Origin of the sequence: Nostoc sp., from assembly GCF_036917575.1 — a bacterium.
Taxonomy (GTDB): domain Bacteria; phylum Cyanobacteriota; class Cyanobacteriia; order Cyanobacteriales; family Nostocaceae; genus Nostoc.
This window is the reverse complement of sequence record NZ_JBALDC010000041.1, coordinates 53106-66921: the sequence shown is the minus strand read 5'-3', so window position 1 is coordinate 66921 and position 13816 is coordinate 53106. Positions and strand designations below refer to the sequence as shown.

Genomic DNA, 13816 nt, shown 5'->3' with positions numbered 1-13816 from the left:
CTTTAAATATTTCAGTGCATCGGAATTTTTCAATGTTTTTTAATTGGTTGATTTATGGCGTTAGCACAGTATTCTTGAAAATATGAATAATGCGTTAGGCGGATGGAAATTTCATGCAACGCATCTACATATTTAGACCTATAAAGGAGAAAGCGATGCCTGCTCTGTCTCTGAATAACCAAAATTTACCATACCCTGACCCTCTACACCCGATCGTTGTCCATTTCATAATCGCGATGGTGCTTTTTTCTTTCGTGTGCGATGTGCTGGGCTATTTCACCCGTAATGTGCGTTTATTTGAGGTGAGTTTCTGGAATATGTTTGTAGCCTCAGCAGCTATCTTTATAGCGGTGATTCTTGGTCAGTTTGAAGCAGGTCTGGCGAACATTTACCCAGCAGTCCAACCAACACTGAATTTTCATACGCTGATGGGTTGGTCGCTGGCGGCTATTGTTGTTGGCATTACAGCTTGGCGTTTCGTGATTCGCAAACGCACACCACGGAAAGTACCGCCTGCTTACCTTGGTGCTGCAACCTTTTTAGTCTGCTTAGTGTGCTTGCAAGTCTATCTAGGAAGTAAGCTAGTTTGGGTGTATGGTTTACATATTGAGCCAGTTGTGCAAGCGATGAAGCAGGGAGTTTCACCATGAACTGGCAACTGATTGACCAGTTGAGATTGAAGCTGAATGCTAACGGATTACCTTATGAGATTCCGATACATCCGCAACTGGTGCATCTAACATTGGGTTTATTCATTCTTGCTATTATTTTTGATATTGCCGGAGTGCTTTTTGCTTTAGAAAAACCAATCTTCAAATTTTTGGGTCTGCCTACCCTGCGTTCTGGTTTTTTTGATGTCGGCTGGTATAACCTCATAGGAGCAGCTTTTATCACCTTTTTCACAGTTGCAGCTGGTTTTTTCGAGCTACTGCTGGCAAATCCACCAATCGATCAAAAGAGCGTTTGGGGGTTAACTGCTGGTTGGACAATGCTTTTGCATGGTTTGGGTGGCGTTTTGCTGTTGGGAGCGATCGCAGCCATGACAGTATGGAGAGGTTTACAACGCTATCGCTGGCGCAAAAATGCTTCTAGGCAGGTGCAGTGGAGTTACTTGTTAGCAGGTATTGCAATATTGGGCATCTTGTTTGTCCACGGAACTTTGGGAGCGCAATTGGGAGAAGAGTTTGGAATTCATGTTACTGCTGCAAAGTTACTCCAAGAAGGTAAAAACCCAAATTTACTACTCAAATAATCAAGCGGGAAGTACTCTTACATGAAATTGTGATGTTTAGTGTTTTTGAATATGTATTAATGGCGTTTTATGTAGCAGTGCTGCTGATTGTCAGTCGGTGGATTGGACAACAGGCGTTTTCTTGGATGCCTCCCCAGGCGACAGCAGAAGCACAACGCGTAGATGATTTATTTAGCTTTTTAGTCTCAATTGGAGCATTCATCTTGCTGGGGCTGGTTGGTGTTATTGTGTATGCCATAGTTTTCCATCGCGCCCGACCGGAAGACTACAGCGAAGGACACCCTTCTAGAGGTGATGGGAGGCTAGAAATATTGTGGACAGCTACCCCAGCTTTGTTAGTAATATGGATTGCCTTGCAAAGCTTCAATATTTATCAGCAATTAAATATTCTCGGTCTAGACCAAATTGTGCATTTGCACGCGCCCTTAGAATCTGCACCCGCCTACGCTGCAACCGTTAGCGATGTCCCCAAACCTGCATCTGAAACAATAGATGTTTTCGTTAAGCAGTCAGATTGGTCTTTTCGCTATCCAAATAATCTTACTAGTAAGGAATTACATTTGCCGATCAATCGCAGCACTCGCTTAAATATGCAAGCACAGGATGTAATTCACGGTTTCTACGTTCCTGAGTTTCGCCTAAAACAGGATATTGTGCCAGGGCGGAAAATTGACATTGTGCTAACACCCATTCGTCCAGGTAAATATCGACTAAAAGATTCTCAATTTAGTGGTACTTACTTTGCCTTGATGGAGGCAGATGTATACGTTGAATCTCTTGATAAGTATAACCAGTGGCTTGCTCAAACGGTGTCTAGCGAAAGTCGGAATGCTCAAAATCAGGCAGTTGCCGAAAATATCCAACCACCAAAGACATTATTTAAAAGCGGCTGGCATACTTTCACACCTGTCCAACCTGCGATCGCCAATCAAAGGAAGATAAATAATGACACATGATATGAGTGAAGCTATAGCCAAGAATAGAGAACCGGAGAATAACTGGCGGGAATATTTCAGCTTCAGCACCGACCATAAGGTAATCGGTGTTCAGTACATGGTAATGACCTTCATTTTCTTTCTTCTCGGTGGGCTGTTGGCGATGATTATCCGGGCTGAGTTGCTTACCCCGGAAGCAAATTTAGTCGATCGCCCCCTCTACAACGGTTTATTCACCATGCACGGGACAATCATGATTTTCCTGTGGATTATTCCCTTCAATGCAGGTCTTTCTAACTACCTAGTGCCATTGATGATTGGAGCGCGGGACATGGCTTTTCCCCTGCTCAACGCCATCTCTTTTTGGATTTTGCCACCAGCAGGTCTTTTACTACTATCTAGCTTCTTACTACCTAACGGGACTGCACAAGCTGGTTGGTGGTCTTATCCACCAGTTAGTCTGCAAGTTCCAGGAGATCAGTTGATTAACGGTCAACTTATTTGGATAGTTAGCCTAGTACTAATCGGCATCTCCTCAATTATGGGGGCTGTCAACTTTGTTACCACAATCTTTTGGATGCGATCGCCAGGGATGACATTTTTTAGAATGCCCGTCTTTGTCTGGTCAGTTTTTAGTGCCCAGTTGTTGCAACTGATTAATTTGCCTTCTTTGACAGGTGCATTAATACTGCTGTTGCTTGACCTCTCCTTCGGTACACAATTTTTTAAACCTGAAGGAAGTGGCGATCCGATTATCTACCAACACTTATTCTGGTTCTATTCTCATCCCGCAGTGTATATCATGGCGCTACCAGCCTTCGGTATTATTGCGGAAGTTCTACCAGCCTTTTCTCGCAATCCTCTATTTGGCTATCGGTCAGTTGCTGTTGCTTCTTTAGGTATCGCTGTAGTCAGCATCTTCGTTTGGGTGCATCATATGTTTACCAGTGCTACCCCCGACTGGATGCGGATGACCTTCATGGCCACCTCGATGTTAGTTGCCATACCCACTGGTGTTAAAGCATTTGCTTGGACTGCCACCATTTGGAGGAGCAAATTGCACCTAGAGACACCAATGCTATTTGCAATGGGAGGTGCAGCGATGTTTATTTTTGGCGGTGTCACTGGTGTGATGCTTGCCGCCACCCCATTTGATATCCACGTCAATAATACTTACTTTGTAGTAGGTCACTTCCACTACATCGTTTTTAATACCATCACAATGGCAATCTTTGCCGGAATTTACTTTTGGTTTCCCAAAATAACTGGCAGGATGTACGCCGAGGGTTGGGGTAAACTGCATTTCTGGTTGACCTTTATTCCTGCCAATATCACCTTTTTCTCTATGCACCCATTAGGTTTGCAAGGGATGTTACGCCGAATTTCTTCCTACGATCCCCAGTATCAGGGTTGGAACGTCATCGCTAGCCTGGGATCGTTCTTACTGGGAGCATCGACACTGCCATTTATTGCTAATATTGTCGGTTCCTGGCTATATGGAGTCAAAGCAGTTGATAATCCCTGGCACGCTACGGGATTGGAATGGACAACTTCCTCACCACCTCCGCGAGATAACTTTGAAGAAATTCCTGTTGTCAACAGACCTCCTTACGACTATGGCGATCCAAAATATTCATTCGTGGAAAATTCTAATGATGGTGAGTCAAATCGGTAGGGACTGGGGACTGGGGACTGGGAAGGAGATATAGTTATAAATTCTTCAATGCCCTGTTTGGCCAATGCCCAATGTCCAATTCTTAATTCCCAATGCCCAAAATTATGCAACGTGGCAACATTCATAAAGATGAAAGTCCGATCCGTTTTGACCAGTGGCGGCGACGCTTACCGAATTGGTTACAGCGCTTTCTGCCAAGTGGTGGCGGAAGTCATGAAGATCATCATGGCAAAGGAATGTTTGGATTTACTGTGTTCCTGTTGTCAGAAAGTATCATTTTTTTGAGTTTTATCTTTACTTATGTTGTTTTACGACTGAATACTACTAACTGGCTACCACCCGGTATTTCTGGCCCAGAATTGTCTAAGCTCGTAATTCTTAATACGGTAGTTTTACTTTCTAGTAGCTTTGTGATTCAACCAGCAGAAAATGCCCTCAAGCGTAATCAACTGAGTAAATTTCGCGGGTTATGGCTGATAACGATCGCAATGGGAACCTACTTTTTAATTGGTCTATTAATTGAGTGGAAAAATCTTGATTTCAAGATTACTACAGGATTAGTTGGTTCTACATTTTATTTATTGACAGGTTTCCACGGGTTACACGTTCTGGCTGGTGTTGTGCTTCAGATAATTATGCTGATTCGCTCATTCATTCCAGGCAATTATAATAAAACTCACTTCGGTACAAGTGCGACTACGCTATTTTGGCACTTTGTTGATGTAGTTTGGGTCTTCCTTTTCTCGCTTATCTACCTTTGGCGCGCATAAAGATTTTCAGTTCACCAAGTATTTTCAGGAGTAATTTAATGAACTTATTATTGCAAGATATACCAGCCTCAGAACTCGCCCCAAAATCAGTTCAAGAAACACCAGCACCAGGTAAAGACCCACTCATTGCACAAGGTTTACAAAAAGAGCAATATATCGGCATTATTGGGCTAGCGATCGCTCTAATTGCTGCTGTGGGATTTTTTAGTCGTAGAGTCGAATACGCTATTGCTTTCGCTTTATTCCTCAGCATCATGTTAATTGCGTTATTTTTATTTATATAGCAGATTGATCATTGGTCATTTGTCATTTGTACTTTGGCAAAATTAAGACTTTTACCTCTTTATTTGCACCTCTGCGTGAGACAAAAAATCTGATTTAAATGCTTAACATCCTGGCGAAATCATCATTTGACAATACTTTGGAGATATTTTATGAACAGCCCAGTTTACCAAACTGTGATTGTCGGTGGTGGTTTCACCGGCTTATTTACAGCCTTACACCTAGCTCGCGAACATTATCCTCGCTCTGTAATTTTAATCGATCAAAATGAACGCTTTTGCTTTAAGCCGTTACTCTATGAATATTTCAGTGGCGAGATGGATGATTTTCAAGTAGTACCGCGTTTTGTGGAATTGCTTAAAGGCAGTGGTGTCATCTTTGTTCAAGATGCAGTGGAATCGATAGACTTGCATGAACAACAAGTCAAATTAGCTTCTGGAAATTCCTACAATTACAGTAACTTAGTATTAGCTTTAGGTAGTGTTACTAGTTATCAACATCTTGAAGGTGCTAAAGAACACGCTTTTCCTTTTTGGACAGAAGCAGATGCGATCGCTCTTGAGCGGCATTTAAGCGACTGTTTGCAAAAAGCAATCAAAACTGAAGATCCAGAGCAACGTCGTCAATTGCTAAGAGTAGTTGTAGTTGGTGGTGGTGCAAGTGGTGTAGAAATAGCAGCTACGATAGCTGATTTACTACCACATTGGTATACTGCTATGGGAGGAAATTCTAGTGAAATCCGTGTGGTATTGCTCAATCACGGTAAAGAAATCCTCAATGGTGATGTTAACGCTCCTTTGCGTGCAATCGCTGAGAAAGAATTAAAAAAACGCACAATCTCAATCGAAATAATTACGGGAGCAGAAGCCACTACTATTCATGCCAACGCTGTTGAATTCAAGCGTAATGAGCAAATTGAAACATTGCCAACATCTACCACAATCTGGACAGCTGGTACTTCTATTCACCCACTAATTAAAGATTTACCAATTTCCCAAGAACATCGCGATCGTCACAACCGCCTTTTAGTTACTCCCACAATGCAATTACTCGACTTCCCAGAAGTCTTTGCAGGCGGGGATTGTGTAGCAGTTCAAGATAAATCACTACCGCCAACAGCTCAAGTTGCTTATCAGCAAGGAGCCAATATTGCTCGAAATTTGAAAGCATTAGTTTTAGGTGAAGACCTCAAACCAGTAAAGGTAAATATACGCGGAACTCTCTTAAAATTAGGGTTAAATGATGCTGCTGCTAACATTTTTAATGTTTTGGAAATTACAGGTGAATCCGGGCATTTAATCCGTCAAGGCACTTATTTAACGCTATTACCAACTCCAATTCATGATTTCAAAGCTGCTAGTGATTGGCTAGATGAAGAGATTTTTCACCATCACCTTGATCCTAATAATGTAGGTAAAAAAGTTGTTCAAGCCGTGGAAGTAGTTGGTGCAGGAGTTCTAGGCGTTTTAGCTGCAAGAAAATTATTGAAAATGCTGGGAAATGAAGAGAAAAAAGATTAGAGACTGAAGGCTAAAAGGGGCTTTGATTGATGACTATGCCTACTCATAGTAATAAACAGGTGCAAAGAATTCGAGCTATTGGCTTAACAGTGACAAACTGCGATCGCTCTTTAAATTTCTATCAAGAAGCACTGAATTTTAAATTAGTTTCTGACGTTACTGTTGAAGGGCACAATTTCAGCGACTTAGAAGATGTAACTAAAGCAAAAATTCGGATTGTTACCTTACGACTTGGAGATGAATTTATCGAGTTGATAGAGTATCTCAATATTCAAGGTAAACCCATTCCCAGCGATTCACGAAGTAATGACCTGTGGTTTCAACATCTGGCGATTGTAGTAAGTGATATGGATGGCGCTTATGCTCACTTGCGTTCATTTCCCATTGAATCAATTTCAGTTGCTCCCCAGACAATACTACCTGATAATCAAGCATCTGGTGGTGTCCGCGCTTTTAAGTTTAAAGATCCCGATGGCCATGATTTAGAGTTAATTTGGTTTCCGCCTGATAAAGGTAAAGATAAATGGCATCAAAACAACGATAGCTTGTTTTTGGGAATCGATCATAGTGCGATCGCAGTTTCTAATACTGAGCAAAGTCTACACTTTTACTGCGACCTTCTGGGAATGCAAATTGGTAGCCGCAGCCTTAACTGGCGTGCAACTCAAACTCGCTTGGATAACTTACCAGAAGCGAAAGTGAGAATTACAGCCCTGCAACCAGTTGAAAATGGTGTAGGAATTGAACTGTTAGACTACATTTTGCCTGGAAAGGGCCGTCCGATACCAAGTGACTGGAAAAGTTGCGATATTGCAAGTGTGCAAATTGAGCTTGTCGCCAATAATATTGAGCAGCTAATAGATAAGCTACGGCAAAATCAGATACCGATTGTAGATAACTCTTTTTCTAATAAGCAAGGTTATTTAATAAAAGATCCTGACAAACACACTATTTTACTCATTGCAGAATGATATTAGGGAAATTTTCATAAATCAGAGCGCAATTTCAGACGACATAAATTTTAATAGATTTAGTCATGCTTTTGTCACAATTTTGCAATAGCTTTGTCAATACAACGTGTAATGCTATAGCTCTGGCTTGGGAAATAGTCTCAGACTAAACCCACACAACAGAATCTACAGAAGAGAATCACTTAAGGTGCAGTCCCTTATGAAGATGACTCTTCAAATAGAAATTGCAAAATCTCATACAGTTGGAAGGAACAATAAGATGAATTGGAAAGTACTTGCTTTGCTCCCTGCATTGACTCTAGCGGCTGCTTTGCCTGCTTACTCTTTAACTAATAATAAAAGTCAAAATACAACGGCTACTACTACTCACATTGCCCAAAGTACTCAGCAAGGCAACATGATGAAGAAGCCTAATGCTATGCATAAGCCTAATGCTATGCACAAGTCTAATAATATGGCAAAGCGTAGTACTGGTAATGTATTAACGGTAGGCAGCAGGGGAGAAACAGTGAAAACTGTTCAGAATTCTTTAAAGCAGCAAGGATTTTATACAGCAAGTGTAAATGGTGTCTTTGATAATAAGACTCGTGCAGCAGTGATGAAATTTCAGAAGTCTAAAGGATTAAGAGCAGACGGAATAATTGGACACCGGACTTTAGCCGCTCTTAAATAAAATGGTTTACTAATATCCTCATTGCAAAAATGTCTTAAAGAGAAAAGGCTAGGAAATAAATTCTAGCCTTAAATTTTTCACAAAGCCAAGCGGATTGAGAAATAATGTATGTTTCAGCGTCCAAAAATTAAAGCATCAAGTGAATAAGCACCGGGGCCTAAAACTGCGATCGCAATCAGCATAACGCAGTACATAAACGCCTTTTCCCAACTTGGTGGTTCACCTTTTCCTAAAGGGCCTTTATACTCTTGTTCAGGAATTAAGTATGGATCTTGGGCTACAAAAGGCTTACTTCCAGAAATATCTAAATATATCGCAAAAATCATTGAACAGAGAATTGGCAAGGTTGATAAGAGTGTCAGAAATCCAATGATTAGAAAAATTCCGCCACCTAACATCGATGCAGCCGATAAAAAGCAAAGAAAGACAGGCGTTTTTAGAGCATCAGCCCACTGTTGAAGATGCGTTATCTTGGGATAGCCGTGTAGGATAAACAACCAGCCAAGACTAACTCTGAGTAGCAAAAGTGCCAATCCTGGAAATCCGTCAGAATACACAAAAGAGAGTGAACTTAACAAGTGTGGGCCTAATTGGGGGAAACTAAATGCAGCCATAAAAAAGGCGATCGCTACACCCAGCCCAAATTGATAAATCATAGTTGTACACCACGGGTATTGAGGTCGATAGCATATAAAGAATGACCAGCTGTGATAAATAAGCGATCGCGTTCCTTACCACCAAAAGTTAGGTTAGTGCTTGTCTCCGGGATGAGAATTTTTCCTAGCTTAGTTCCGTCTGGGGCGTATACTTGCACGCTGTCTTGAGAACTAATAAAAATATTGCCATGTTCGTCAACCCGAAATCCATCTGGTTGTCCTGGATCGATGACTGCAAACACACGCCCATTTTTTAGATGGCGATTATCTACAACTTCGTAGACGCGAAGATGATGAGGCCCGCCAGGAATATTAAACGCAGCTGTATCTGAAACATACAGTAAACTTTCGTCTGGACTGAAAGCCAGCCCATTCGGGCGCACCATATCCGTTACTACAGGATAAATCTCACCAGTAGTAGGGTTAAAGCGGTAGACGTAACTTCCAGGTTGTTCCTGTTCGCCGCCATAACCTTGGTTTGGTTCGGTGATTCCGTATGGCGGATCGGTGAACCAAATCGTGTTGTCACTTTTGACTACCAAATCATTTGGACTATTCAGGCGTTTGTTTTGGTAGCGATCGACTAAAACCTTCCATTCACCATCGTGTTCGCGTCGGATAATAGCACGCAGTCCAGAAGAACAAGCAACCAGACGACCTTCCAAGTCACGGTAATTACCACTTTGATAATCAGATGGGTCGCGTATAACACTGACATTATTCGTAGAATTCCAGTGTAATAGACGGTTGCCGTGAGCATCGCTCCACACAACACTATCATCTTCGTGGAAGTAAACAGGGCCTTCGCTATGGACTGCACCGTTTGTAAGCTTTTGCAGTGAAGCACCTGGGCGTACTAAGGCACAGATGCGATCGTCAGAAATTTCAATGGTTTCAGGCATCAGAATCTCCTGTTATTTAACTTGGTTACTGGCGATAAATGGCAGGTTCAAGTTAATACCAATTTAAAAAGTAATATTTATAAAATTTTTCCGCATTTTTATAAATATTAAATATGCTTAATTTACATCATATATAAACCAAAATAAAATTCAATTGAAATACTACCCCTCTCTTTAGATATAAATAAGAATTAATTCCTTAGGTAGAATCTAAAATCTAAAATTGGCAACATCTCTGTAACGCTAGTTATGCCAATCCATCTATCACCAAATTTTTTCTCAATTCTCAGTTAAAATAAATTTTTCAGTTTATCTATGTCTAAAGGCTGAACTTATCATCTTAAGAGATATACCATCGATAAGTTGAAAAAATCAGAGTTTGTGACATAAAGTAAAATTTAGAAAGAAAAACTATTTAAAGATTTTTCAATTAATCGGTTTGGTGTAAATTGTTCTTCATCTAATAAATAGCTTATGGCTCTTGGTCAGTTACCGAATTTTCAAGAATTGGTATAGCTCTTATTCTTAATTTAAAAGTTGATTATGAAACGGATAGAAGCAGTTGTTGGTAACATCAACGATTTAAATGATGGCGAAATGCGACAAGTGTCTGTCGGCGAGACAGAGGTTTTACTAAGTCGTATAGATGGAAAGTATTATGCTGTCGGCGCACACTGCACTCATTATAAAGCGCCACTGGCTGAGGGGGTACTAAGTGGACATCATGTTGTTTGCCCCTGGCACAATGCCTATTATGACGTAACAACTGGCGACCAACAAGAGCCACCTGGTTTGGATTCTCTAGCTTGTTATGAAGTACGCATTGAAGGTGAAAATGTCATTGTCAGCGTACCAGAGGAAACTAACGGATTGCGATCGCCGGCAATGGCACAATTCGACCCTAATGTTGATGGGCGGACATTTGTGATCTTAGGTGCAGGGGCGGCGGGTGTCCATGCCGCAGAAACTTTGCGAGTAGCTGGATATCAAGGGCGAATCGTGATGATTACTCAAGATAACAAGCTACCTTACGATCGCACCAAGCTGACTAAAGACTACTTCATTGGGAAGACCTCCGCAGAGGAAATGCCCTTGCGATCGCCTGATTTTTTCAAAGAACACGCGATTGAAGTGCTGTTGAATAAGCGAGTTGAACAGGTACAAACAAAGAATAAAGCGATCGCTTTTAGCGATGGTGATTCATTAACCTATGATGCCTTACTAGTAGCAACAGGAGGAAAACCACGCCAGCTAGATATTCCTGGTGCAGACTTGCAAAACATTTTTACATTACGCAGTTTTAGTGATACCGATCGCATCTTGACAACCAGCAAACAAAAAGCACAAGCAGTAGTTATTGGTTCTAGTTTTATCGGTATGGAAACAGCAGCCGGGTTGAGTCAGCAGGGCTTAGAAGTAACTGTTGTTTCACCAGATTCTGTACCTTTTAAGAAAATTCTGGGCGAGGAAATTGGTAAATTATTTCAGCAAGTCCATGAAGAAAACGGCGTTACCTTTAAGTTTGAGCGAAAAGCGGTGCAATTTGAAGGTAGCGACAAGGTTGAAGCTGTAATTTTAGATAATGGCGATCGCTTAAAAGCAGATATTGTAATTGTCGGAGTTGGTGTACAGCCTGCAACAGACTTTCTTCAGGGTATCGATTTGCATCCCAAAGATAGCAGTGTTGTGGTTGATGAATACTTGCGTGCAGCCGATGGCATCTACGCCGCAGGTGATATTGCCCGTTATCCCGATTGGCGGACAAACGAATCGATTCGCGTTGAACATTGGCGAGTCGCAGCACAGCAGGGGCGAATTGCCGCTCAGAACATGACAGGGAAAGCAGTCAAATTTAGAGGGCTTCCTTTGTTCTGGACAATGCAATTCGACTTTCCGTTGCGCTACATTGGACACGCTGAAAGTTGGGATGAAATAATTGTAGATGGGGATTTGCAAAAACAAGAATTTATCGCTTTTTATCTGAAAAACAATCAAGTCTTGGCAGTTGCAACCAGCCATCAAGATACAGAAACAGCAGCGCTCTCAGAATTAATGCGCTTGAACCAGATGCTAACTGTTGATGAATTACGGCGTGGTATAGCTGATTTGATTCAGAGAGGACAGCCTAAAGTTAGTAGTAAGCGTTAGGGCATATATGACAAACATCACTGAGCGCTATGACATCATCATTATCGGTACGGGAGCAGGTGGAGGTACACTAGCTCACCGCCTCGCACCTACAGGTAAAAAAATTCTCGTGCTGGAACGAGGCGACTTTTTACCAAGAGAAAAAGATAACTGGAATCCCCAGGAAGTCTATGAAAAACATCGTTACCACACCGATGAGCAATGGTATAACAAAGAAGGCAAAGTTTTTAAGCCTCAGACAGGTTACTGGGTTGGCGGCAATACTAAACTCTACGGTGCAGCCTTAATTCGATTTCGAGAACGAGATTTTGAAAGGGTAATTCACAAGGGAGGAATTTCTCCAGAATGGCCGCTCAAGTACTCAGACTTTGAGCCGTATTACACACAGGCAGAAAAGCTGTATGACGTACATGGTGAAGCAGGAGAAGACCCAACGGAACCACCTCGCAGCGAACCATATCCTTATCCACCAGTAAGTCATGAGCCGGATATGCAGTTTCTTGCTGATGGTATCCGCGAACTGGGTTATTACCCATTCCATCTACCACTGGGATTAAAGCTTAATGAAAGCGATCGCACCAAGAGTCTGTGCATTCGTTGCGATACTTTTGACGGATACCCCTGTCTGGTACACGCAAAAGCCGATGCCGATGTCAACGCCATTCGTCCTAGCCGCGAGATGTATGCTAATTTTACCCTTTTAACTAATGCCAAAGTCTTGCGGCTGCATACGAGTGAATCTGGGCGAGAAGTGACAAAGGTAGAAACTGAAATTGCTGGGGAAAAACATTGGTTTACAAGCGATATTGTCGTTGTTGCTTGTGGTTCTATCAACTCAGCAGCCTTGCTGTTACGTTCTGCTAACGATAAACATCCCAACGGATTGGCAAATAGTTCCGATCAAGTGGGACGCAATTACATGAAACAGCTGGAAACCGCTATAGTTTCCATACACCTAGAGGCGAATCACGCCAAATTTCAAAAAACGATCGCTGTCAACGATTTTTACTGGGGAGAGCCGGATTTTCCTTATCCGATGGGCATGGTGCAAAATACTGGCAATGTATTAGCGGATATGATTCCGGCAGAAGCTCCACCACTCATGGCTCCATTTGTCAAGCTGATTCCTCATTTGGAACGAAATTTGCTAGCCGAGCGCTCAGTTGGTTGGTGGTTGCAAACAGAAGATTTACCAGACCCAAATAATCGGATTCGTGTGGTGGGCGATCGCATTCATGTTGATTATACATTGAACAATATTGAAGCAAGCGATCGCTTAATTCATCGTTGGACATCTGTACTCAAGTCAATTCCTCACTCGGCTAAAAACGTCCTGCCATTTAGCATTTATCCTCGCACTCAAATACCAGAACAAGCAGTTGCTCATCAATGTGGTACTTGTCGATTTGGTACAGATCCCAAAACATCAGTACTTGACCTCAATTGCCGTACCCATGATGTCGATAATCTGTACGTGGTAGATAGTAGTTTCTTTCCCTCAAATTCAGGTGCTAACCCGACATTAACGATTATGGCTAATGCGTTGCGCGTTGGCGATTTGCTTGCAACAGCGTTTCGCTAACGCCTAATAGCTGAACCATACCAATAATGATTATTTAATTTGTAAAAATAAAAAGGGCAAACACTATGACAAATAATGAACAACAAATTACACCACAACAGCAACCAGAAATTCAATCTCAACAAAACGAGTCAGAAGGAATACAATCGCATCCATTGGCTACAAGTCTAGGTACTGTGGGAGGTGGCGTTGCCGGAACCGCATTGGGACGCTCCATTGGTGGTAAAGTGGGTGCTGCCATTGGTGGGATTGCTGGGGCAATTACTGGTAGTATTGCAGCCAATAAGTTGGTAGAGTATGCTGAAGAATTAATTGAAGAAATCCAGCCGATAAGTGGATTAGGATTAGGAGCAAATCATAAACCAATTGAACTACCCACTCACTATTCTTGGGAAGAATTACAAGCTTTATCAAAACCTTCAGCAATTTACAAGGTTTGAGAGGGTTTAA

At 41.9% G+C, this 13816-nt stretch carries 14 protein-coding genes; 12 read left to right on the top strand and 2 right to left on the bottom strand.

The features are described from left to right. The first annotated feature begins 155 nt into the window (after positions 1–155). The 9 genes from V7K79_RS10495 to V7K79_RS10455 all read left to right on the top strand — a co-directional run bounded on the left by V7K79_RS10495 (position 156) and on the right by V7K79_RS10455 (position 8078). Positions 156–650, top strand: coding sequence for a DUF2231 domain-containing protein (locus tag V7K79_RS10495; RefSeq protein ID WP_335047295.1), 495 nt, complete (start codon positions 156–158; stop codon positions 648–650). Then, positions 647–1252 carry a DUF2231 domain-containing protein gene (locus V7K79_RS10490; protein ID WP_335047293.1) on the top strand — a complete coding sequence of 202 codons (606 nt, stop codon included), beginning with the start codon at positions 647–649 and terminating at the stop codon, positions 1250–1252. Before V7K79_RS10495 ends, V7K79_RS10490 begins: the two co-directional genes overlap by 4 nt. A gap of 32 nt (positions 1253–1284) precedes the next feature. Then, complete coding sequence (locus V7K79_RS10485; RefSeq protein WP_335047290.1) at positions 1285–2208, top strand: cytochrome c oxidase subunit II; 924 nt, start codon at positions 1285–1287, stop codon at positions 2206–2208. Further along, entirely contained in the window at positions 2198–3862 is a 1665-nt protein-coding gene (ctaD, locus tag V7K79_RS10480) for a cytochrome c oxidase subunit I (RefSeq protein ID WP_335047288.1), read from the top strand. Before V7K79_RS10485 ends, ctaD begins: the two co-directional genes overlap by 11 nt. Before the next feature lie 104 nt (positions 3863–3966). Beyond that, entirely contained in the window at positions 3967–4632 is a 666-nt protein-coding gene (locus V7K79_RS10475) for a cytochrome c oxidase subunit 3 (protein ID WP_335047319.1), read from the top strand. Positions 4633–4670: 38 nt separating this feature from the next. Next, complete coding sequence (locus V7K79_RS10470; RefSeq protein WP_335047286.1) at positions 4671–4916, top strand: hypothetical protein; 246 nt, start codon at positions 4671–4673, stop codon at positions 4914–4916. A 150-nt stretch (positions 4917–5066) separates the two neighbouring features. Continuing rightward, a complete protein-coding gene (locus V7K79_RS10465; protein ID WP_335047284.1) occupies positions 5067–6434 on the top strand; it encodes an NAD(P)/FAD-dependent oxidoreductase in 1368 nt (455 codons plus the stop codon). Between the two features lie 29 nt (positions 6435–6463). Next, positions 6464–7405 (top strand): VOC family protein, encoded by a 942-nt coding sequence (locus V7K79_RS10460; RefSeq protein WP_335047282.1) that lies wholly within the window; start codon positions 6464–6466, stop codon positions 7403–7405. A gap of 199 nt (positions 7406–7604) precedes the next feature. Next, positions 7605–8078 carry a peptidoglycan-binding domain-containing protein gene (locus V7K79_RS10455; RefSeq protein ID WP_335047280.1) on the top strand — a complete coding sequence of 158 codons (474 nt, stop codon included), beginning with the start codon at positions 7605–7607 and terminating at the stop codon, positions 8076–8078. A 113-nt stretch (positions 8079–8191) separates the two neighbouring features. Here V7K79_RS10455 and V7K79_RS10450 read toward each other — a convergent pair whose 3' ends face one another. Beyond that, positions 8192–8734 (bottom strand): DoxX family protein, encoded by a 543-nt coding sequence (locus V7K79_RS10450; RefSeq protein WP_335047278.1) that lies wholly within the window; start codon positions 8732–8734, stop codon positions 8192–8194. After that, positions 8731–9636 (bottom strand): SMP-30/gluconolactonase/LRE family protein, encoded by a 906-nt coding sequence (locus V7K79_RS10445; protein WP_335047277.1) that lies wholly within the window; start codon positions 9634–9636, stop codon positions 8731–8733. The genes V7K79_RS10450 and V7K79_RS10445 overlap by 4 nt, the downstream gene beginning before the upstream one ends. A 543-nt stretch (positions 9637–10179) precedes the next feature. Here V7K79_RS10445 and V7K79_RS10440 point away from each other — a divergent pair. From V7K79_RS10440 to V7K79_RS10430, 3 genes are all read left to right on the top strand, one after another. Then, positions 10180–11784 carry an FAD-dependent oxidoreductase gene (locus V7K79_RS10440; protein WP_335047275.1) on the top strand — a complete coding sequence of 535 codons (1605 nt, stop codon included), beginning with the start codon at positions 10180–10182 and terminating at the stop codon, positions 11782–11784. Positions 11785–11791: 7 nt separating this feature from the next. After that, positions 11792–13366: a GMC family oxidoreductase gene (locus V7K79_RS10435; RefSeq protein ID WP_335047273.1), complete on the top strand. Its 1575-nt coding sequence runs from the start codon at positions 11792–11794 to the stop codon at positions 13364–13366. 65 nt (positions 13367–13431) lie between these two features. Next, positions 13432–13806: a colicin V family bacteriocin gene (locus V7K79_RS10430; RefSeq protein WP_335047271.1), complete on the top strand. Its 375-nt coding sequence runs from the start codon at positions 13432–13434 to the stop codon at positions 13804–13806. The last annotated feature ends 10 nt before the right edge of the window (positions 13807–13816 follow it).